The organism is Methylobacterium sp. Leaf87 (assembly GCF_001422775.1).
Classification (GTDB): domain Bacteria; phylum Pseudomonadota; class Alphaproteobacteria; order Rhizobiales; family Beijerinckiaceae; genus Methylobacterium.
Genome location: NZ_LMMI01000001.1, coordinates 226,166 through 247,538 on the forward strand (window position 1 = coordinate 226,166; position 21,373 = coordinate 247,538).

The 21,373-nt window shown below is 67.1% G+C and carries 21 protein-coding genes; 8 read left to right on the top strand and 13 right to left on the bottom strand.

Annotated elements, in window-relative coordinates; genetic code table 11:
- Positions 1 to 16: 16 nt before the first annotated feature.
- From ASF22_RS01035 to ASF22_RS01045, 3 genes are all read right to left on the bottom strand, one after another.
- Entirely contained in the window at positions 17 to 1,780 is a 1,764-nt protein-coding gene (locus ASF22_RS01035) for an ABC transporter ATP-binding protein (RefSeq protein ID WP_056170195.1), read from the bottom strand.
- Positions 1,781 to 2,000: 220 nt separating this feature from the next.
- Positions 2,001 to 3,344 (bottom strand): MFS transporter, encoded by a 1,344-nt coding sequence (locus tag ASF22_RS01040; RefSeq protein ID WP_056170198.1) that lies wholly within the window; start codon positions 3,342 to 3,344, stop codon positions 2,001 to 2,003.
- Entirely contained in the window at positions 3,341 to 4,021 is a 681-nt protein-coding gene (locus tag ASF22_RS01045; protein WP_056260696.1) for a PRC-barrel domain-containing protein, read from the bottom strand. The genes ASF22_RS01040 and ASF22_RS01045 overlap by 4 nt, the downstream gene beginning before the upstream one ends.
- A 465-nt stretch (positions 4,022 to 4,486) precedes the next feature.
- Between ASF22_RS01045 and ASF22_RS01050 the strand changes: the two genes are divergently transcribed.
- Complete coding sequence (locus tag ASF22_RS01050) at positions 4,487 to 4,867, top strand: hypothetical protein (RefSeq protein ID WP_056170204.1); 381 nt, start codon at positions 4,487 to 4,489, stop codon at positions 4,865 to 4,867.
- A gap of 65 nt (positions 4,868 to 4,932) precedes the next feature.
- Here ASF22_RS01050 and ASF22_RS01055 read toward each other — a convergent pair whose 3' ends face one another.
- Entirely contained in the window at positions 4,933 to 5,367 is a 435-nt protein-coding gene (locus ASF22_RS01055) for a PRC-barrel domain-containing protein (RefSeq protein ID WP_056260698.1), read from the bottom strand.
- 82 nt (positions 5,368 to 5,449) lie between these two features.
- Positions 5,450 to 5,575 carry a hypothetical protein gene (locus ASF22_RS25135; RefSeq protein WP_274533785.1) on the bottom strand — a complete coding sequence of 42 codons (126 nt, stop codon included), beginning with the start codon at positions 5,573 to 5,575 and terminating at the stop codon, positions 5,450 to 5,452.
- 553 nt (positions 5,576 to 6,128) lie between these two features.
- Between ASF22_RS25135 and ASF22_RS01060 the strand changes: the two genes are divergently transcribed.
- The 6 genes from ASF22_RS01060 (at position 6,129) to ASF22_RS01085 (ending at position 10,756) form a co-directional block, all read left to right on the top strand.
- Positions 6,129 to 6,509 carry an SWIB/MDM2 domain-containing protein gene (locus ASF22_RS01060; RefSeq protein ID WP_056170210.1) on the top strand — a complete coding sequence of 127 codons (381 nt, stop codon included), beginning with the start codon at positions 6,129 to 6,131 and terminating at the stop codon, positions 6,507 to 6,509.
- Positions 6,510 to 6,687: 178 nt separating this feature from the next.
- Positions 6,688 to 7,341, top strand: coding sequence for a DJ-1/PfpI family protein (locus ASF22_RS01065; protein WP_056260918.1), 654 nt, complete (start codon positions 6,688 to 6,690; stop codon positions 7,339 to 7,341).
- Positions 7,342 to 7,451: 110 nt separating this feature from the next.
- A complete protein-coding gene (locus ASF22_RS01070) occupies positions 7,452 to 8,924 on the top strand; it encodes an amino acid permease (RefSeq protein WP_056170215.1) in 1,473 nt (490 codons plus the stop codon).
- A gap of 82 nt (positions 8,925 to 9,006) precedes the next feature.
- On the top strand, positions 9,007 to 9,825 hold the full coding sequence (locus ASF22_RS01075) for a class I SAM-dependent methyltransferase (protein WP_056260700.1): 819 nt from the start codon (positions 9,007 to 9,009) through the stop codon (positions 9,823 to 9,825).
- A gap of 146 nt (positions 9,826 to 9,971) precedes the next feature.
- Complete coding sequence (locus ASF22_RS01080; RefSeq protein ID WP_056260702.1) at positions 9,972 to 10,334, top strand: hypothetical protein; 363 nt, start codon at positions 9,972 to 9,974, stop codon at positions 10,332 to 10,334.
- A gap of 152 nt (positions 10,335 to 10,486) precedes the next feature.
- Positions 10,487 to 10,756 carry a hypothetical protein gene (locus ASF22_RS01085; RefSeq protein WP_056170224.1) on the top strand — a complete coding sequence of 90 codons (270 nt, stop codon included), beginning with the start codon at positions 10,487 to 10,489 and terminating at the stop codon, positions 10,754 to 10,756.
- A 168-nt stretch (positions 10,757 to 10,924) separates the two neighbouring features.
- Here the strand turns inward: ASF22_RS01085 and ASF22_RS01090 are convergent, their stop codons facing one another.
- Positions 10,925 to 11,335, bottom strand: coding sequence for a DUF1236 domain-containing protein (locus ASF22_RS01090; RefSeq protein ID WP_056170708.1), 411 nt, complete (start codon positions 11,333 to 11,335; stop codon positions 10,925 to 10,927).
- Between the two features lie 139 nt (positions 11,336 to 11,474).
- A complete protein-coding gene (gene fae / locus ASF22_RS01095) occupies positions 11,475 to 12,014 on the bottom strand; it encodes a formaldehyde-activating enzyme (protein WP_056260704.1) in 540 nt (179 codons plus the stop codon).
- Between the two features lie 167 nt (positions 12,015 to 12,181).
- On the opposite strand from fae, the gene ASF22_RS01100 reads away from it, so the two are divergent.
- Entirely contained in the window at positions 12,182 to 12,397 is a 216-nt protein-coding gene (locus ASF22_RS01100) for a hypothetical protein (RefSeq protein ID WP_056385137.1), read from the top strand.
- 18 nt (positions 12,398 to 12,415) lie between these two features.
- On the opposite strand, the gene ASF22_RS01105 is transcribed toward ASF22_RS01100, so the two are convergent.
- From ASF22_RS01105 to ASF22_RS01130, 6 genes are all read right to left on the bottom strand, one after another.
- Positions 12,416 to 12,847: a hypothetical protein gene (locus tag ASF22_RS01105; RefSeq protein ID WP_056260920.1), complete on the bottom strand. Its 432-nt coding sequence runs from the start codon at positions 12,845 to 12,847 to the stop codon at positions 12,416 to 12,418.
- 191 nt (positions 12,848 to 13,038) lie between these two features.
- Positions 13,039 to 16,791: a methionine synthase gene (gene metH, locus ASF22_RS01110; protein WP_056260707.1), complete on the bottom strand. Its 3,753-nt coding sequence runs from the start codon at positions 16,789 to 16,791 to the stop codon at positions 13,039 to 13,041.
- A 174-nt stretch (positions 16,792 to 16,965) separates the two neighbouring features.
- Positions 16,966 to 17,886 (bottom strand): methylenetetrahydrofolate reductase [NAD(P)H], encoded by a 921-nt coding sequence (gene metF, locus ASF22_RS01115; RefSeq protein WP_056260709.1) that lies wholly within the window; start codon positions 17,884 to 17,886, stop codon positions 16,966 to 16,968.
- A gap of 62 nt (positions 17,887 to 17,948) precedes the next feature.
- Positions 17,949 to 18,956 carry a metalloregulator ArsR/SmtB family transcription factor gene (locus ASF22_RS01120; RefSeq protein WP_056170241.1) on the bottom strand — a complete coding sequence of 336 codons (1,008 nt, stop codon included), beginning with the start codon at positions 18,954 to 18,956 and terminating at the stop codon, positions 17,949 to 17,951.
- Positions 18,957 to 19,016: 60 nt separating this feature from the next.
- Positions 19,017 to 19,928 (bottom strand): ROK family protein, encoded by a 912-nt coding sequence (locus ASF22_RS01125; protein WP_056260711.1) that lies wholly within the window; start codon positions 19,926 to 19,928, stop codon positions 19,017 to 19,019.
- A gap of 10 nt (positions 19,929 to 19,938) precedes the next feature.
- A complete protein-coding gene (locus ASF22_RS01130; RefSeq protein ID WP_056260713.1) occupies positions 19,939 to 21,339 on the bottom strand; it encodes a dicarboxylate/amino acid:cation symporter in 1,401 nt (466 codons plus the stop codon).
- Between the last annotated feature and the right edge of the window lie 34 nt (positions 21,340 to 21,373).

Here is a 21,373-nt window from a genome sequence, read left to right on the forward strand (position 1 = left end):
CCCGAGGCTGTAGCCCTCAGGCCGCGGCCAGCGACAGCGACATGGATTCCTTCTTCATCAGCTCGCGGTAGAACCCGTCGAGATGCGTGAGCTTGTCGGGCGAGCCGTCCTGGATGATGCGGCCGCCTTCCAGCACCACGATTCGATCGAAGTCCTTCAGGGTCGAGAGGCGGTGCGCGATGGCGATGACCGTGCGGCCCTTCATGAGGTTGGCGAGGGCGTGACGGATCGCTTCCTCGGACTCGGCATCGAGGGCCGACGTCGCCTCGTCGAGAAGCAGGATCGGCGAGTCTTTGAGGATCGCCCGCGCGATGGCGATGCGCTGGCGCTGGCCACCCGAGAGCTTCACGCCCCGATCACCCACGATGGTGTCGAACCCTTCCGGCAGCGCTTCGATGAAATCGGTGCAATGGGCTGCGGCGGCCGCCTTCCACACGTCCTCGTCAGAGGCGTCGGGCCGGCCGTAACGAATGTTCTCCCGCAGGGTCCGGTGGAACATCGACACGTCCTGCGGCACCACCGTGATCGCCTCGCGCAGGGAGTCCTGCGTGACGCGGTGGATGTCCTGTCCGTTGAGGAGAATGCGCCCGCCCTGCGCGTCGTAGAAGCGTTGGAGCAGGGAGAACAAGGTGGATTTGCCGCCGCCCGACTTGCCCACGAGACCGACGCGCTGGCCGGGCTGGATGGCGAGGTCGAAGTCGGTGAACACGGCGCGCCCGTCGGGGTACGAAAAGGCAACGTGGTCGAACGTGATCTCCGCGCCGGTCCCCGACAGGGGCACGGCCTCCGGGTGATCGGTGAGATCGTGGGGTTGCAGCAGGGTGTGCAGGGCCTCCGACAGGCGGGCCGTGTGCTGGGTCGCGTCCACGAGGGCGACGGCGAGATCGCGGGTGGCGGCGAGGATGCGGATCCCGAGCGTGCAGACGAGAACCACCTGCCCGTTCGATGCAGCCCCCGCCTCCCATAGGGTGATGGCCCAATAGAGCAGTCCGAGCACGGCCAGCACGGTCAGGATCGCGTGCACGATACGCAGCTTCTCGAGATAGAGCAGCGACGAACGGCGCGAGCGCATCTCGACACCGATGGTCCCGTCGAAGCGGGTGTATTCGCGCTTGAACGCCGAGAAGGCGCGCACGAGGGGCATGTTGCCGACGAGATCCACCATCTCCCCGTCGACGGAAGCCGCCTTGGCGGCAAAATCGTGGTGCAGCGGCTTACCGGCGGCCGCCATCTTGAACATCAGCAACACGACGGCGGCGAAGATGCCGGCGAGCACCAGGGCCATCGTGAGGCTGACGGTGCCGATGTAGAGGATCGACAGGAAGGCGGCGACGCAAGGCGGCATCACGTTGAACACGAACATGTTCTCGACCGTGAAGATCGCGTTCGAGGTCGCGGTGATGCGCGAGGCCAGGGTGCCGGGCTGGCGATCGGCGAAGAACGAGGGCGAATGCCCGGTCATGTGGCGGAACAGGTCGCGGCGGATGTCGCCGGTCACGCCGACGAACGTGAACGACCCCGTGAGGCTGGCGACGCGCCAGAGCATGTTGTCGGCGGCGATGAAGGCGACGAGCAGGGCGAGCGCGCCCCAGATCAGGCCGGCCTCGGGCCCCTTGCTCAGGGCATCGACGACCCCCTTGAGGGCGTAATCCGTGCTGACGGAGAAACCGACGGCGCCCAGCACGGCGCACAGGATCACGAGATGCGGCAGTGCCCGGCGGCGCAGGTAGCGCGCGACGAAGGCGAACGGCCTGTCTGCATAGACGCACAGGTCTTCCATCGCGGTGACAATCCCGTTTTCCAGCAGACCCGCGCCTGCCGTCCCTCGAACGAAGCCCGTGCGCGATCCGCACGCGACTTATGTGCCCCCAAGGATCGCAACGCGAAGCTCGGTCGAGCGTTGCACGCTAACGTCCAGCTTCGTCCGTTCTCAAGGAAGAAACCTGAACGCTGCTTGAGCGGCAAGCGAATTCAATGCCGCCGAGTCCCCACCCCGGGGATTAAGCGACGGTGGACCGTCGGGTCTCGGGCATGATCAGAGCGATCATCACGAAGCCGGCGAAGCCCACCGCGGCGAGGCCCAGGAAGGCCGAATGGCTCCCCAGGCGATCGGCCATGATGCCGGCGAGCGATGTGGACAGGGCGGCCCCGATCCCCATGGCCGTGCCGACGGCACCGAGCGCGAGGTTGAAGCGCCCGGTGCCCCGGGTGACGTCGGATACCACGAGGGGCACCATCACGCCGAACACCGCGGCCGAGATTCCGTCGAACACCTGGATCGCCACGAGGAGTTCGGGGCTGCTCGTGTAGGCGAACAGCAGACCGCGGATCGGCAGGGCGGCGAACCCGATGAGGAGGAGCGGGCGGCGGCCCCAACGCTCGGCGGCGCGCCCGACGGCCGGCCCCGAGACCGCGAGCACCACCTGCGGAACGACGATGCAGGCGGCGATGAGGGCGGTCGCGGTTTCGCTGGCGCGCAGGGTCAGCATGCTGCCCACCAGGGGCAGCATCGCCGCATTGGCGAGGAAGAACAGCATCATGCATCCGCCGAAGCACATCAGTGCCCGATTCGCCAGCAGGGCGCGGACGACACCGTCGCGCCGGGGCGCGACGGCCCCAGGGGCGGGACCCGGCGCCTTGGCCACGGTCACGGGGCCGATCTCGTCGGCCCGGATGAACGACAGGGCCACCAGCGTCGGGATCATCAGGAAAGCGGTGAGGTAGAACACCGCGTCGTTGGAAAGATAGTAGCCGCAGGCTCCCATGCCGGCGGCGGCGACGGCGTTGCCCAGGGCCGAGAAGCTCGCGTTGCGCCCGAGGCGCTCACCGGCCCGGGCATGGCCGACGAGACCGATGCTGATGGCGGCGATGGCCGGCGTGAGGATGCAGCTCGCCGCCGAATGGGCGGCCATGGCCAGAATGACGATGAGGAAGTTCGGCCACATGGCCAGGGCGAAGGCGCTGAGCGCGATGGCGACGACCGAGAAGCCGGCGGCGAAGCGGAGCGACCGCATGGCATCGACGAAGGCCCCGCCCGGGACCTGACCGAGCAGGCTGACGAGGCTGCCGATGGTCAGCGCGAAGCCGATGTCCGACTGGGTCCACTTCGCCTGGGTGAAGTACACGGCGAGGAACGGCCCGAACCCCGTCTGGAGGTTGGCGACGAAGAACGCGAACCCATCGAGGCCCCGGCTGCTGGTGCGCGAGATCGCCTTCATGTCGGCGGGACCCTCCGCGGCATCGGCCAGGGCCTCGCGCCGAGGCATCGGGCGCGGCCGGAATTCGGACCGGACGACCTCCCTCGGCTTGAGGGGGCGCCGGTCCTTCGGGAGGGGAACCGTCATTTGTCCGGCGTTCTCTCTGCCGGTTTCTCGGGCATCTTCTCGGCGGTCGGAGCCGGGGGCGCGACGGGCGCGGCAGCCGGGGCCGCAGCGGGTGGTACGGGGGCGGCAGCCGGCGGCTCGCCCTCGGGGACAGCCGGGCTCGCCGGCCCAAGGACCACGATGGGCTCGCCCGCCTTGTATTCCGGCGAGACGCGGACCTGATTCCGGGACAATTGCAGGACGAGGCGCGTCGGCTTGCCGTCCGAGGTGAAGCGCATGGAGCGCCAATCCACCGCGATCTTGCGTGAGCCGACGCCGAGGAAGCCGCCGAAATCGATGATGGCGGCGCGGGGGCGGCCGTCCTTGTCGAGGATGATGTCGATGATCCGGCCCATGTCCTCGCCGGTGGCGCTGCGCACGGCCTTGCCGAGCACGCCCTCGTAATCCGCCGTGTCGAGGACCGTGGCGGGAGTCCCCGTGGGCAGAACCGGCGCTTGGGCCGGAGCCGGGTTCGCAGCGCCCGTCGGAGCAGGTGCCGGCTGGACGGAGGTCGGCGCCGGGGGCGCCTGCGGTGCAGGCGGAGCGGCCCCATTCGGCCCTGCGGGCGCAGCGGGTACCTCGGCGGGTTTGCTGCCGGGGGGCGTATCCTCGGCGAAAGCGGAGGCGGCCCCGAGGCTGATCGTCGTCGCGGCGATCATCCGGACAAATCTGAACACGTGCGTTCCCCGAGCGATGATCGCGCCGGCCCTTGGACAGGACACGGACCCATCCGGCGGGTTCCCACAACGGAGCGGGTCCCATGTCCGGGTCTCGTGTCACTGCGCAACGACCAAGGCGAAGTTGTGAAGGCGAGATCCGGCAAGGACCATCGGCCAAAAATCTGTGGGCAAAAACCGGGCCGACTCCGCGGATCCGCGCAGGGTCCCGCACAGCTCTGCCATTCCGCCTTGCGGTTCGCAATCGGCCAATTCGAGGGCCTGGTGCGGCTGCGTCCCAGCGCCTCGCGGCGCGGTCACGGATCTCGCTGGAATCCGATCTCCCGACCTGTGTCGTCGGGATCGATCCGCCTCGTCTGGTTTTCGTCAAACCCGCGTCGTACACACGCGAAACTTCGCCCAGACCCCACCGTGTGGGGGTGCCCGATCGTCCGAGGACTTGAGCCGATGCCCTTCATTCGAAACGCCAGCGCCGCGGCGCTCCTCGCCGCAGCCCTCGCGGGCTGCCAGGCGCTCGGCAGTAGCGGCGGCGTGATGCCGGAGAGCGATGTCGGCCCGCCGCCCTCGATGCGTGGCTCGGTCCCGAACGCATCGGGTCCGCGCTCGGCCCGCGTCGATGCCGATGGAAACCAGATCCAGACCACGCCGACGCGGCGACTCGATCTGCCTCGCTCGGCAGGCGGCGTCGCCCGCGCGTCCGCGTCGGAAGAGCGGCGCATTCGCCGTGAGGACATCGAAGGCAGCGCGGACGGGCGTTCGGGCTCGGGCAGCGGTGGAATGACCCCCAGCCTCGGTTCGGGCGGCGTCGGCGTCGGCGGCAAGTTCTAAGGCCACCCGGGATCTGCGCGTCCAAGGGCTGGCGCTCGATGCGCCGGCCCTTGTCCTAAGGCAGTTCAGATCGCGGAGCGACGGCCGCCGTAATAATCGTCGAGGCGTCCGCCGAAGGCGGGATCGGCGAACGGATCTTCGCCGGCCCCGTGCGTCGGAGCTCGGGCGAGGGTATCCTTGTCGATGTCGACGATATACCCGCCGAGTTCGACGCTGTAACGCAGCGAGCGCCACGGCAGCGGATGGTAGCTCTCACCGAGACCGAGGAAGCCGCCGAACGACAGGACCGCGTAGGCAACCTGTCCCGAAACCTTGTCCACCATGAAATTATGCACGGTGCCGAGATGCGCGCCGTCCGCGTCGTAGGCCGCCGTACCCTCGACCTTGTCCGAGGCGATGAGGCGCGGCGTCTCGTCGATGGCGACCCCTTCACCCTTGGGATCGAGTTCGAGGGTCCCGGCTGGCCTGATCGGGCGCTCATTGGGAAGATCGGTCGGCATTTCGTCGCTCCGGGATGTCTGGAACGGCAAACGCGCGAGCGCCCCGCCCCGGTTCCCGGATCGCTCTCCCCGGACGGGTGCCTCAGATGTACCCGGCGCCGTGCGGCGCGTCCGAGACGGTGCCGGACTCGGACGCGATGACGGCTCCGAGACCGCCGATGAGAGCGAGGGCCGCACAGAGGGCGAGGGCGAAGACGGCGATGATCATGGCCGGACCCTCGGCCTCGGAGGCTTAACCGTCCGTTTCCGGAAGGCGCAAAAGCCGCGTCGGGCGGTCGATCCATCGAGGGCGAAAATTAGTTCGTTCCTCGCGGGTAAGGACGAACCGCGTAGTCCGCCGCGCACCCTCGGCTGAAGCCGGCCGTATTCCGGCGAGGTCGGTCGCCGCCGGAACAAGGGATCGCCGTAGACCTCCGCCCTACCGGCCGGCGTTGCGAGAATTCGAGAAAACCATTGCAAGTCATGGCCTTGGCTCGGCATCGCGCGAGCGCTACCGCCCGCTGGAATCGCTGGCTTCGCGCTCGGACAAGGCAAAGTACAACGCCGACACCGATCAAGATCTCGAATGTGCGCCTTGAACTTCTCCACGTGCGCCGGGAGCGATCCTGTTGATAGGGCGCGCTCCCTGTGGACGGCTCCCAAGCACAGGGCGGATTTCCCTTGGAACGGTCGCAACACTGCTTAGTTGTTGCAGCTATGCGCTCCGAGGCCTCGTGCCGTGGGCGTACCGGCGCTCGCTGCCGAACCTCTGGAGGAAATCCATGGCCAAGACCACGACCAAGAGTGCCACCAAGAGCGCGGACAAGAGCGCCGCGACTGGCGACGAGAAGCCGGCCGCCGAGAAGACCGCCGCAAAGGGCAAGAAGGTCGCCGCCCCCAAGGGCGAGGGCGCCAAGCCGAACGCTCTCCAGCAGCCGCTCAAGCCGTCGCCCGAGCTCGCGGCCGTTGTCGGTGATGCCGCCCTGCCCCGTGGCGAGGTCGTCAGCAAGGTCTGGGAATACATCAAGAAGCATGAGCTTCAGAACCCGGAGAACAAGCGCGAGATTCTGGCCGACGACAAGCTCAAGAAGGTCTTCGGCAAGGATAAGTGCACGATGTTCGAGATGAACAAGCATCTCGCCGCCCATCTCAAGTCCGCCTGATTCTGCGGGACGTCGCGCCGGCCCCGAACACGGGCCGGCGGCCGATGCCGGACCGAGCCGTCGCGAGGCCGTGACCCTCGCGACGATGGGCATACTGTCGGCCGGATTTTCCGCAACGGGTGGCGAGCCGGCATTCGCCGATACGACGGCCCACCCGGCGCCTTTCCGGCAGATCGCTATGGTGCTGTTTCCGGGGATGACGGCCCTGGACGTGGTCGGGCCCCAGGCCCTTTTGGCTGGTCTCGCGGGTCCGAGTTTCCATCTGGTGGCCGAGCGGATCGGCCCCGTCGCCAGCGATACCGGACTCGAGATCGTCGCGACCGCGGACTTCGAGACCTGTCCGCGGGACCTTGATGTCCTGATCGTGCCCGGCGGTGATGGAACGCCCGGCCAGATGCGCAATGAGCGGCTGCTCGCTTTCCTGCGCGATCGCGCCGGGCGGGCGGCCTGGGTCACGAGTGTCTGCACCGGGTCTCTGATCCTCGGCGCGGCGGGCCTGCTGACGGGATACCGGGCGACTTCGCACTGGTGCGTCCGCGATCGGGTCCTGCCCCACTTCGATGCGATCCCCGTGGATGAACGGGTGGTGTTCGACCGCAATCGCGTGACGGCCGCCGGCATCTCGGCCGGTCTCGATTTCGCCCTGGCGCTATCCGCGCGCCTGCGCGATCCGGACTATGCCCGGATCAGCCAGCTCGTGGCGGAGTACGCTCCGCAGCCCCCCTTCGTGGCCGGCACGCCACGCACCGCCGGCCCCGCGATCACGGCTTCCGCCACCGGCATTCTGAAGGATCTGATCGAGGGCTCGCTCGCTGCTGCCCGGGCGCGTTGATGGCCCTCGCGTGGGACAACCGCGACGGGCGCACGGCGACCGGCTGGTACATCGGATAATTTGCGTTAACGTCGCGGCCATCTCACGGATTTCCAACAGCGAGACGTTGCATGGCCGGCGGTTTGGCGGACGACCTCATCCGGACGAAATCCCTCGAACGGCTGAACTCCGATGCCGAGGGCGGCGAGCACAAGCTCGCCCGCACCCTCGGGCCGTGGAGCCTGATCGCGCTGGGGATCGGCGCGGTGATCGGCGCCGGCCTGTTCTCCCTCACCGGCATCGCGGCGGCCGAACACGCTGGCCCGGCCGTGGTGATCTCGTTCGCCATCGCGTCCATCGCCTGCGCGTTTGCCGGCATGTGCTACAGCGAGCTCGCCGGCATGATCCCCGTGGCGGGCTCGGCCTACACCTACGCCTATGCCACCATGGGTGAACTCGTCGCCTGGATCATCGGTTGGGATCTCGTCCTCGAATATGCGGTCGGGGCCGCCACCGTGTCGGTGAGCTGGTCGAGCTATGTCACCCGCTTCCTGCGTGACACCCTCGGCATCAACCTTCCGCCGGGCCTCGTCCATTCGCCGTTCGAGACCTACACCGTCGATGGCGTGACGGCGCACGGCCTCGTCAATCTGCCGGCGATCCTGATCATCGTGGCGGCTTCGGCGCTCCTGATGATCGGCATCCGCGAGTCGGCCCGGGTCAACGCCGTTGTGGTGATGATCAAGCTCGCCGTCGTGGCAGTCGTGGTCGGCGTGGGCCTGTTCTACATCAAGGCGCAGAACTACGTGCCGTTCATCCCCGAGAACACCGGCACCTTCGGCGAGTACGGCTGGAGCGGGATCATGCGCGGCGCGGGCGTCGTCTTCTTCGCCTATGTGGGCTTCGACGCCGTATCGACGGCGGCGCAGGAGGCCAAGAACCCCCAGCGCAACATGATGATCGGAATCCTCGGCTCCCTTGCCATCTGCACGGTCATCTACATCCTGTTCGCCGGCGTGCTCACCGGCCTCGTGCATTACGACCAGATGAGGGGCGATGCGGCGCCCGTGAACACCGCCATCGCACAGACGCCGTTTCCGTGGCTGCGCAGCCTCGTGACGCTCGGCGTCATCGCGGGCTTCTCAACGGTGATCCTGGTGCTGCTGCTCGGTCAGAGCCGGGTGTTCTACTCCATGAGCCAGGACCGGCTGCTCCCGGGCTTCTTCTCCAAGATTCATCCCACCTGGAAGACGCCGTACCGCTCGAACCTGTTCTTCATGGTGTTCACCAGCGCGCTCGGCGGCTTCCTTCCGATCAGCCAGCTCGGCCATATGACGAGCATCGGTACGCTGCTGGCCTTCATGCTCGTCTGTGCCGGCGTGATCATCCTGCGCCGGACCCAACCCGATGCACGACGCGACTATCGCACGCCCCTGGTCCCCCTGGTGCCAATCCTCGGTATCGTGAGCTGCTTTGCCATGATGGTGTCGCTGGATGGCGAGACCTGGCTGCGCCTGCTCGTGTGGCTCGCCATCGGCTTCGTGATCTATTTCAGCTGGAGCCGCCGTCACAGCCGCATCGGCCGCGAGCAGGCCGGCACTTGAGGCGCGCTTCCATCGTGCGGCAGGACAACGGAACGTCTGACCGGCCGCCCATGGGCGACGGGTCAGCCTCCTTGGATATGCGATGAGCAACCTTCCGTACTACGACGATACCGGCTTGAGTGCGGCGTTCTACGATGTCGTCTCGAGCGCCTATCCCTTTCGGGGCGATATCGACTTCTATGCGGACCTCGTGGGCCCCGCCGGATCGTCGGTCCTCGAACTCGGCTGCGGCACCGGCCGGATCGTGAGCGCCCTGGCGGAGCGCGGCTACGGCGTCTTCGGCGTCGACCTGGCGCCCGCGATGATCCAGCGCGCCGCCATGAAATGCGAGCGCCTGCCGCCGGAGGTGGGAAGCCGCATCGCCCTGATGCAGGGCGACATGACCCGCATCGTGTTGGACCGCCAATTCGATGGAGCGATCATCCCGTTCTACGGCTACGCGCATCTGGGCACGCCCACCGCGCGAGCGGACGCCCTGGCGGTCGTCGCCCGGCATCTGAAACCCGGCGGCAAGGCGGCGATCCATCTGCCCGCCCATGCCATGCTGCGCCAGCCCCTCGGCGACGAGGAACTGTCCGGTCCGTACAATGCGGCCGGGGACAGCGTCCGTATCCGCGTGGTCGCGCGAACGTTCGCAGAGGACACCGGCCGATTCTGTCAGGTGATGGAGTATACCCTGATCGATCCCGCCGGGACGATCATGCGGCAGTCGCGGGAAGAACTCGTCTATCATGCCGTCGATCGAACCGAGATCGTCAGGAATGCGGAGCGGTGCGGCCTCAGCCTCGCGGGTGTGCTGGGCGATTTCGACGGTTCGGACACCGGACGCGAAGCCATCTACGTATTCGTGCGCCGAGAAACGGCTCACACATCAGTCGAGTCCTACGGAGTGCCAGATTAGATTGCCGCTGCTGACGACGCGGTTCGTGCCGAGACAATCCTCTCCGTCGGGCTCTTCGGCAGATCGTCATTCGCGCATTGAGGCCGATGATCGAACCGACGACGGCCCAGGATCGTTGTGGTGCTTAGTTGGGGAGAGAACACACGATGAAAGTCTTTTTTGCAGTGGCGGCTGTCGGCATGAGCCTGCTGGTCCCGGTGGATCTCGCACAGGCTCAGCCTTACGGCGGGCGGGATTACGGTTATGACCGGCGCGACTCGGGCTATGGCGATCGTGATTATGGGCAGAGACGCCGTGATCGCGACGACGATTACGACGATCGCGGACGCGGATCGCGCGGTCGCGATTCGGGCTATGCGGATCGGGGCGGTGGTGGCGGGTTCGATGAGCGCTCCTACGTGCGGTGCAACCCCGACGTCGCCCAAGCCCTGCGTGCCGGCCAACTGACCTCGGCGCTGGCGCATTATCAGAAGTTCGGCCGCCGCGAAGGCCGCCGGCTGAGCTGCTGATCGGTTGGCTCGGAAGCCCCGCTGGTCCTCCCTCGCGGCAAGAAGTGTCGGAGATGGGGACCAATCCGGCCGTCGTTCGTTAACCTCATGAACTGGCCCCGTCGGCGCGACACGCCGCGGGCCCTCCAGCGCAGCAGATCAAGGAGACGGCCATGAAGGCTTTCATTCTCGCAAGCACCCTCGTTCTCGCACCCCTGGCCCTGTCGGCCTCGGCTCAGGCCCAGGGAACCGTACGCGGCGCGGAACGCGGCGTGGAGGACGGCAATCGCGCGGCCGGGCCGGTCGGTGGCATCGTCGGCGGTGCGGTCGGAGCCGCGACGGGCACGGTCGGTGGCGTCCTCGGTGTCGATCCGGATCGGCGCGAAGAGCGCATGGAGCGCCGCGAGGAGCGCGGCACGGTGCGTGAGCGTCGCGACCGCTGACAACGCCGTCGGTCCTTCGCGAAGGACCGGCCACTGATATTCGGCTTGGCCGGCTCGGGTTGGATACGTCCGCCCGGGCCGGCCATGTCCGTTTTCCAGAAGATCGGATCCGAAGCGGCACGCCGGCCTTCGGAAAAGCCGATATGGAACAGGGTTCCTAATCCAAGCTCAATCGATCACCTCGACGATCCGGCGCGTCGCCGGGTCGACCAGAACCGGATGATCGTTGACGATGGTGTAGTTCAAACCCTTCAGGGCGAATTCGGGCGGGACGTCGTAGTACACGACACCGTTCGGAGGCAGGACCGTTCCGACCTGAATCGGCCCTTTGTGGGCGAAGGAGGGGCGTCGTTCGCCCTGCGTATAGATGCGGAAGCGCTCGCGCCGATCGATCCCCAGGATCTCGTTGGCCGTGCCGACGGCGCCCCCGATGGCGCTTCCGACGGCCGCTCCGAGGGGGCCGGCGATATTGCCGCCCCGTTCTGCGCCATCCTGCGCGCCGCGTGCGAGGCCCTGAGCTTGGACCGCCGAGGCAGCGCCGATCGCGAACGCGATGGCTGCGATGATTTTGAGGGGCATCCGGTTCCGGTTCTCCATGCGGGCTGTCTGTGTCGGGGTCGGTCGGGGTCCGTCGCGGGCCCGCCCGCGAAAGGCCCGAAACCGTCGATTCCCGAGGGGCCGTGCCCACCATTTCGATGCGTACGGCCGGCATTCGCGCTCAATACTCGATCACGTCCTCCAACGCGTAGTGCTTCACCGTTTTCCGGTTGGCGATGAGTTCGTCGATGGACGGCTCGCCCTTCATGGCACGCGCGATGGCGAGCTTCGTCGCCTCGTAGTTCGTACGGTAGAGGTCCTTGTGGTCGAGATTCGTATCCTCGGCGCAGCGCGGGTCGAGCCAGATCATGATGATCATGCAGAGATCGTCGAGGCCATCCTTCGGCAGCACGCCTTCGATGACGCAGTCGATGATGGCATCGCCCGTTGCGGCCTGAACCACGCCGCCGAGAAGTTCGACGTACTCGGCCGTGTGGATGGTGGCCTTGGTGGTCATCATCGTCGCCGGGCGCACGAGCTGGTTGAGGTCGCGCACCACGAACATCCGGGTGTGCCCCTGAACCTGCCCCATCATACCCGCGAAGGCGTGGCCGGCGGGTCCACGGGTGGAGCCGATGAGCACCTCTGGCATGGCATCGGTGTACTGCCCTTCGGCGGCGAGCACGGTGGCTTCGCCGGTGCGGAACCAGATCTCGGACATGGGTGTCTTTCTCGAAGGTTTGTGGACCCGGCGATGAACCGGGCGGGTCGGGGCGCACAAACACCACCGGGTGGCGCGACGTCAATCGCCGGGCGAGACTGGCCTGATCGCAGGGGATCGGTCATGCAGGAATGGCGGGACACACCCGCCACGAGGGTGACGAGACGATGAGCCGAGGGTCACACGACCGGGACTGGAGCCTGTCGGTCGCGGAGAGCGCGGATGGCGTACAGCTCGAGATCGGCCTGCCCGATGTCGCCGGTCAGCCATTCACCGCGATCCTCGCCCTCGACCGGGACGAGGCCCGCATCCTCGCGCGTGCCTTGCTGGCCGCATCGGGCGACGCCATCGAGCGGACGTTCCAGCATCCGCCCGAAACCTGATCCTTCGGGGCCGAGCCTTCAGAGCCCGACGCGGTTGCGACCCGGCAGGCGCGGGACTTTGGTCCCGCGTGGCTCGATCGGACCGGCACAGGTGTAGGCGAACTCCGTCTGAAGATCCGTGAACACGGTCTCGCCGGTGATCCGGCAATCCTCCCGCACGGTTTCGTCGAGATAGGTGCGGGCCGCATCGCGAAACCGCTTGGTTCGGGTCAGGGCCGGGTCGCCGCCCTCGAGCCGGTCGTCGATCCCGCAGCCGGTGACCTCCCGCAGGGAATTGGAGACGATGAGCATCTTGCGCAGGCGTCGCTGGTCGTAGACCTCGTAGGGATCCTTGCAGCCGATGGTGACCACCTGGGGGGTCAGGCTGACATAGGTCTTCGACACGTAGGAGAAGCCGGTGCAGCCCGAGGCCAGCAGGCCGAGGGTGATGACCGCCAGCGCCGCGGGCATCTTGGTCGACAGCACGGGGCTGGTCAGCCGGTACACGATCGGGGCGCCCTTCCGTCTGGCCTCGCCAAAGTCTCGGCGGGCATTGAAGCGCAGCCGTCCCCACGGTCAAGCCTTGCCCGGACACACTCCCGCGCGTTTCGACGTCCGAACCATCATCGCCCCTCCCCGCAAGCGAGGAGGAGCTTCGTACCCTATTCCGCCGCCGCTGCGAGATAGCGGGCCGGATCGTAGTTGAGGATCGGCCCGAGCCAGCGCTCGACTTGCCCCAGATCCATGCCCTTGCGGAGCGCGTAATCCTCGACCTGATCGCGCTCGACCTTGGCGACGCCGAAATAATGCGCTTCCGGATGGGCGATGTAGAGGCCCGACACAGAGGAGCCCGGCCACATGGCGTAGGATTCCGTGAGTTTCACACCGATGCGCGACTCCGCCTTGAGGAGATCGAACAGCGTCACCTTCTCGGTGTGGTCGGGTTGCGACGGGTAGCCGGGGGCGGGCCGGATGCCGGCATACTCCTCACGCACGAGGTCCTCGGGCGCATAGGTCTCATCGGCGCCGTAGCCCCAGAAGTCCTTTCGCACACGCTCGTGCATGCGCTCGGCGAGGGCCTCGGCGATGCGGTCGGCCAGCGCCTTCACCAGGATCGAGCGGTAATCGTCGTTGGCCCGCTCGAAGCGCTCGGCGATACGAACCTCCTCCAGGCCAGCCGTGACCACGAAGCCGCCGACGTAATCGGCGATACCGGTGTCGGCGGGAGCGACGAAATCCGACAGGCAAGTGTTGGCACGTCCGTCGCGCTTCGACAATTGCTGGCGCAGGCCGTGGAAAGTCGCGAGCTTTTCGGAGCGGCTCTCACCGGTGTAGAGGGCGATGTCGTCGCCGATGCTGTTGGCCGGCCAGAAGCCGATGATCGCCTTCGGGTTGAACCAGCGCTCGGCGACGATCTGCGAGAGCATCTCCTGCGCATCGTCGAACAGGGCCTTCGCTGCCGGCCCCTGGTTCGGATCCTCGAAGATCGCCGGGTAGCGGCCCTTGAACTCGTAGGTCTGCAGGAACGGCGTCCAGTCGATGTAGGGCACGAGATCGGCGACCTCGTAGGAGGAGTAGACCCGCGTGCCGGTGAAGCTCGGCTTCTTCGGCTGGTAGCCCGACCAGTCGATCCGGAACGGGTTGGCGCGGGCTTTCGCCAGCGGTAGGCGCTGCTTGTCGAGCTCCGAGCGAGCGTGCGCGTCGGCGACCTTCCTGTACTCGGCCCGGACCTTCTCGATGGTCGAATCCCGTGTCTCCTTCGACAGCAGGCTCGACACCACGCCGACGGCGCGGCTGGCATCCGTCACGTAGACGGTCTGGCCCCGGTTGTACGAAGGGTGGATCTTCACGGCGGTATGGACGCGGCTGGTCGTGGCCCCACCGATGAGCAAGGGAACCGAAAACCCCTCGCGCTCCATCTCGGCGGCCACGTGCACCATCTCGTCGAGCGACGGGGTGATGAGGCCGGACAGGCCGACGATGTCGACGTTCTCGCGCTTGGCCACGTCGAGGATCTTGGCCGCCGGCACCATCACGCCGAGGTCGATGATCTCGTAGTTGTTGCAGGCGAGCACGACGCCGACGATGTTCTTGCCGATGTCGTGGACGTCTCCCTTCACCGTCGCCATCAGGATCTTGCCGGCGGCCTGGCGCTTGCCGTCACCGCCATTGGCGAGCTTCTCCGCCTCCATGAACGGCTCGAGATAGGCCACGGCCTGCTTCATCACGCGGGCGGATTTCACCACCTGCGGGAGGAACATCTTGCCCGAACCGAACAGGTCGCCGACCACGTTCATGCCGGCCATCAGCGGGCCCTCGATGACGTGGAGCGGGCGCTCGACGCCCAGGCGCGCCTCCTCGGTATCGGCGAGGATGTACTCGGTGATGCCGTTGACCAGGGCGTGCTCGATGCGCTTCTGCACCGGCGCCTCGCGCCAGGACAGGTCGGCGGTCTTCGCCTGGACGCCGCCGCCGGACTTGAAGCGCTCAGCCGCCTCCAGCAGGCGGTCGGTGGAATCGTCGCGGCGGTTGAGGACCACGTCCTCGCACAGCTCGCGCAGTTCGGCCGGAAGCTCGGCGTAGATCGCGAGCTGGCCGGCATTCACGATGCCCATGTCCATGCCGACCTGAATCGCGTGATACAGGAACACCGCGTGCATGGCCTCGCGCACGGGCTCGTTGCCCCGGAAGGCGAAGCTGAGATTCGAGATGCCGCCCGAGATGTGGGCATGGGGCAGGGTCTCGCGGATGGTCTTCGTCGCCTCGATGAAGGCGACGCCGTAGCCGTTATGCTCCTCGATGCCGGTGGCCACCGCGAACACGTTCGGATCGAAGATGATGTCTTCCGGCGGGAAGCCGATCTCCTCGGTCAGAACCCGGTAGGCCTTGGTGCAGATCTCGACCTTGCGCTCGTAGCTGTCGGCCTGGCCCTGCTCGTCGAAGGCCATCACCACCACGGCGGCGCCGTAGGAGCGGCACACCTTGGCGTCGGCGATGAATTTTTCCACGCCCTCCTTCATGGAGATCGAGTTCACGATCGCCTTGCCCTGGACGCACTTGAGCCCAGCCTCGATGACGTGGAACTTCGAGGAATCGATCATCACCGGCACGCGGGCGATGTCGGGCTCGGCCGCGACGAGGTTGAGGAACTCGACCATGGCCTTCTCGGAATCGAGCAGGCCCTCGTCCATGTTGATGTCGATGATGCTGGCGCCCGCCGCCACCTGATCCCGGGCGACGTCGAGGGCCGCCGCGTAATCGCCGGCGGTGATCAGCTTCCTGAACTTGGCCGAGCCCGTGACGTTGGTACGCTCGCCGACGTTCACGAAGGGGATCTCCTTCGTCAGGGTGAACGGCTCCAGGCCCGACAGGCGCATCAGGCGTGGCACTTCGGGAATGACCCGCGGCTTGCACCCCGCGACGGCTTCAGCGATGGCGCGAATGTGGTCCGGCGTGGTGCCGCAGCAGCCGCCGACCATATTGACGATACCGGCGCTGGCGAACTCGCCCACCAGTTTCCCCATGGCTTCGGGACTCTCGTCGTAGAGACCGAATTCGTTGGGCAGTCCCGCATTCGGATAGGCGCAGACCAGGGTGTCGGCGATGCGCGACAGCTCGGAGATGTGGCCGCGCATCTCCTTCGCGCCGAGTGCGCAGTTGAGGCCGATGGTCAGGGGCGCGGAGTGGCGGAGCGCATTCCAGAACGCCTCCGGGGTCTGGCCCGAGAGGGTGCGGCCGGAGAGATCCGTGATCGTGCCCGAGATCATGATCGGCAGGACCATGCCCCGCTCCTCGAACACCGCCCAGGCGGCGGCGACCGCCGCTTTGGCGTTGAGGGTGTCGAAGATGGTCTCGATGAGGATGAGTTCGGCGCCCCCGTCCATCAGGCCGCGCACCTGCTCGATGTAAGCCTGACGCACCTCATCGAAGGTCACGGCGCGGTAGCCGGGATTGTTCACGTCCGGCGAGATCGACAGGGTGCGGTTCGTCGGGCCGATGGCGCCGGCCACGAAGCGGCGGCGGCCGTCCTGCTTTTCGGCCAGGGCGGCGGCCTCGCGGGCGAGGCGCGCGCCCTCCGAATTGAGCTCGTGGATGATCGATTCCATGCCGTAATCGGCTTGGGCGATGGTGGTCCCCGAGAACGTGTTGGTCTCGCACATGTCGGCGCCGGCGAGGAAGTAGTCGAGGTGGATCTGCCGGATCGCATCGGGCTGCGTCAGGATCAGGAGGTCGTTGTTGCCCTTCTGGTCGTGGCCGTGATCCGTAAAGCGGCTGCCGCGAAAGTCCGCCTCGCCGTAGCCGAGGCGCTGGATCACGGTGCCCATCGCCCCGTCGAGGACGAGGATCTTTTCCGCGGCGCGCGCACGGAGCGCGGCTTCGATCTCTTTTCCATCGACGGGTCGCAGGTCGGTCATGGTGTATCCTTGGAGACGCTGGGTCCCATCAAACCACCTCGTGCTGAGGTGCCGGAGCGAAGCGGAGGCCTCGAAGGAGGGCTCCCGTTCGCACATTGGTGCTGGTGTCCTCCTGCGAGGCCCGCCGACGCGGGCGCCTCAGGATGAGATTCTGAGAAGGTCGAACGCGTGTGCTCAGGCCGCCTTCGCCGCCGCCACCTTCGGGGCCTGCGAACGCAGGCCGAGGAGATGGCAGATGGCGTAGACGAGGTCGGAACGGTTCATCGAGTAGAAGTGGAAGTCGTTGACGCCGCGATCGACGAGATCGAGCACCTGTTCGGCCGCCACCGCCGCCGCCACGAGGCGGCGGGTGTCGGCATCGTTGTCGAGCCCCTCGAAGCGGGCGGCGAGCCAGTACGGCACCGAGGCGCCGGTGCGGCGGGCGAAGTTGGCCGATTGCTTGAAGTTCTGGACGGGGAGGATGCCCGGGATGATCGGGATATCGATGCCCGCCGCCCGCACCTTGTCGACGTAGCGCAGGTAGATGTCGTTCTCGAAGAAGAACTGCGTGATCGCCTGATCGGCGCCGGCGTCGACCTTGGCCTTCAGCGCGTCGATGTCGGCGTCGAGGCTGGCGGCCTCGGGATGCTTTTCAGGGTAGGCCGAGACCGAGACCTTGAAGTCGCCGATGCGCTTGATCCCGGCGACGAGGTCCGCCGTCTGGGCGTAGCCGCCCGGATGAGGACGATAGGTCGTACCGACGCCGTCCTGAGGGTCGCCGCGCAGGGCCACGATGTGGCGCACGCCGGCATCCCAGTAGGATTGCACGACGGCGTCGATCTCCTCGCGGGTAGCATCGACGCAGGTGAGGTGGGCGGCGGGCCTGAGACCCGTCTCCCGGACCATGCGGGCCACGGTGTTGTGGGTGCGCTCACGGGTCGATCCGCCGGCACCGTAGGTCACCGAGACGAATTTCGGCTGTAGCGGCGCCAGGCGCTCGATGGACGACCACAGGATCTTCTCCATCTCGTCGGTCTTCGGCGGGAAAAACTCGATGGAGACGCTGATCGGACGGTAGCCGTCGCGGCTGGCGCGGTGTTGGGAGGCGGTGGGCATCGGGGTCGTCCTCAATGTCGGTCGGTTCAGACGGATCGCGAACAGGATGTGACGTGCGTCGGTCAGGCGACGGCCCGCTCAAGCCCGGCCTCTTCGGCTTCGGAGGCGAGCCAGAGCGTCACGGTGAGCTGGTGGTGGGCCAGGGCCGGCGGAGGGGCGAGATCGCGGGTGGTGACGGTGGACAGCCCCGCATCGTTGAGCCAGCCCGTCACCTGCTCGGGTGCGAAGCCGAGGCGGCGATGGGCCTGGGTTTCACGCAGGAACTCGAGATCGTGGGGCGCGAAATCCACCACGAGGAGACGCCCCCCCGGCGCCACGAGCCGCACGGCTTCGCGCAGGGCGCGAGCCGGATCGTCGAGGTAATGTAAGACCTGGTGAACCAGCACCAGATCGAAGCTGCCGCGCCCGAACGGCGGAGCATGGATGTCGCCCTGCCGCAGATCGACCCGCGACAGGCCGGCCCGCTCGAGGTTGGCGCGCGCCACCGACAGCATGGCATGGTTGGAATCGAGGCCCGTCGCCCGGCTGGCCCGGCCGGCGAGCAGTCCGAGCATCCGGCCGGTGCCGGTGCCGAGATCGATGAGGTTGTGAATCGGCCGGTTGCCCAGTGCATCGAGCACGGCGGCCTCGACGGTGGCCTCCGGCACATGGAGCGAGCGCAGGTGATCCCACTTCGGAGCGAGACGCGCGAAGAACGTCTGGGCCGCCTCGGCGCGCTGCGCCCGCACGGCTTCGCGTCGCGCCCGATCCTCGGAGATCGGAGCACTTCGGGAGTCGAGCCCGGCGATGAGGGGGTCGACGAGGCCGGCGCGGCCATCGACGAGGCGAAAGAACGCCCAGGCTCCTTCGCGATGGCGCTCCACGAGACCGGCTTCCACGAGAAGCTTGAGGTGCCGGGAGATGCGCGGCTGCGACTGACCGAGGATGTCGGTGAGGTCGGAGACCGACAATTCCCCGTCCGCCAGCAGGGCGAGGATACGCAGGCGCGTCTCTTCGGCCGCCGCGCGCAGCACGCCGAGGGCATGCGTGAACGGCACCGATGAGTCCGCTATGGGGCCTGCGATAGACATAAAGATATGTTTATGTGAAATTCGAGCCCCTGACAAGGGGTCTCGTCTCCTCACGGCGCGTCAGGCGCCTTGGGTACCGGGGTCCCACAGCCAGGCCGCCCCTCTGACTCCGGAGGCGTCGCCATGCAGGCTCGGACGAATGGGCGTGTCGAAGCGGTCCGAGAACACGTGCGGGGCAGTGAGCTCCGTCAGGCCCTCGAACAACTCGGGCAGACGCGACAGCCCGCCGCCGATCACGATGATATCGGGATCGAGGATGTTGACGACCTGCGCCAAAGCCCGGCCGAGGCGGTCGCGGTAGCGCGCGAACGTTTCCTGCGCGACGGGATCGCCTGCGCGCATCGCCGCCACGACGGCTTCGGCGGTGATGGGCCGCCCGCTGCGCCGGGCATGGTCGGCGGCGAGTGCGGGTCCGGACAACCACGTTTCGATACAACTGGAGCGGCCGCAATAGCAGGCGGGTCCCGGGCGCTCATCGTCACGGGGTGCGGGGAGAGGATTGTGGCCCCACTCGCCGGCGATACGCAACCGCCCGGCGAGGGCTCGTCCTTCGAGGGCGATGCCTGAGCCGACGCCGGTGCCGAGAATGATCGCCCAGACCACGGCGGCACCGGCACCCGCCCCGTCGACGGCCTCCGACACGGCGAGGCAATTGGCGTCGTTCTCGACGCGCACGGGGCGGCCGAGGGCGTGAACGAGGTCGTCGGCGAAGGGACGGCCGTTCAGCCATGTCGAGTTGGCGTTCTTGACCAGACCGGTGGCCGGCGCGATGGCCCCCGGCATTCCGACCCCGACACTGCGGACGGGGCCGGTGCGGGATTCGAGGCCTTCGACCAGAGCCGCGATGGCCGCGAGGGTGCCTGAGTAATCGTCGCGTGGCGTGGGGACACGGGCCTCGGCCTGCATCATGCCCGCCGCGTCGAGGACGACCCCGGCGATCTTGGTGCCGCCGAGGTCGATTCCGAGGCGCAAGACGTTCCGATCAGCGTGCGGGGACGGGGATGGGCGCCGACGCCGCGGACGGCGTGGTGATCGGGTCCATGTTGGGTGCGTGATCCGAGATGTCCGTACCGATGGCGATGGGGTTGTCCATCACCTGACGCAGCTTCACCCGGTCGAGTTCGCCCTCCCAGCGGCTGACCACGACGGTTGCGACGCCGTTGCCGATGAGATTGGTGATGGCCCGGCACTCGGACATGAACTTGTCGACACCGAGGATCAGGGTCATGGCAGCCACCGGCACCGGGTTGTTGGGAATGGCCGAGAGCGTGGCCGCCAGGGTGATGAAGCCGGCGCCCGTCACACCGGAGGCCCCCTTCGAGGTCAGCATCGCCACGAGAATGATGGTCGCATACTGGCCGAACGACAGGTCCGCTCCCACGGCCTGGGCGAGGAACAGGCTCGCCAGGGTCATGTAGATGTTGGTGCCGTCGAGGTTGAACGAGTACCCCGTCGGGATCACGAGTCCGACAACGGAGTCCGAGGCACCGAGCCGGCGCATCTTCGTCATCATGTGCGGCAGCACCGTCTCGGAGGAGGAGGTGCCGAGCACGATCAGGAGTTCGTCCTTGATGTAGGCGAGGAACTTGAAGATCGAGAAGCCGGCGACCCGGGCGATGCCGCCGAGCACGATCACCACGAACAGGAAGGCGGTGACGTAGAAGGTGCCGACGAGCCAGGCGAGATCGACGACCTTGCCGATGCCGTACTGACCGATGGTGAAGGCCATGGCGCCAAAGGCGCCGATGGGCGCGAGCTTCACCACGAGGCCGATGATGCGGAAGAAGATCTGCCCCATCGTGTCGATGGCGTGGGTGATGGCCTCGCCGCGCTTGCCCATGCCGGTGACGACGACGCCGGTGAGGATCGAGATCAGCAGTACCTGAAGCAGGTCGCCGGTGGCGAACGCATCGAAGAAGCTCTTCGGGATCAACGCCATGATGTGGCCCGTCACGGAGTCGTCGGCGGCCAACTTGGCGTATTTCTCGACGGCCTTGCCATCGAGCTTCGTCACGTCGGCGTTGAAGCCGGCGCCGGGCTTCACCACCTCGCCGACGAGGATGCCGATGAGAAGCGCGATGGTGGACACCACCTCGAAATAGACGAGGGCCTTCAGGCCGACGCGGCCGACCTTCTTCAGGTCACCGATGGATGCGATACCGTGCACGATGGTACAGAAGATGATCGGCGCGATCATCATCTTGATCAGAGCGATGAAAGCGTCACCCAACCATTTGACAGACTTGCCCCATTCCGGATGGAGGTAGCCGAGCAGGATGCCGAGCGCGATGGCGATCAGCACCTGGATGTAGAGAACCTTGTACCAGGGCTCGGCCACCCGGGGGGGCTCGGCCGCCGTGCCGTGTGTCATCGCCTGGGCCATGGTTCCCTCGCCCGTGCACTGAACCGCGCACGCT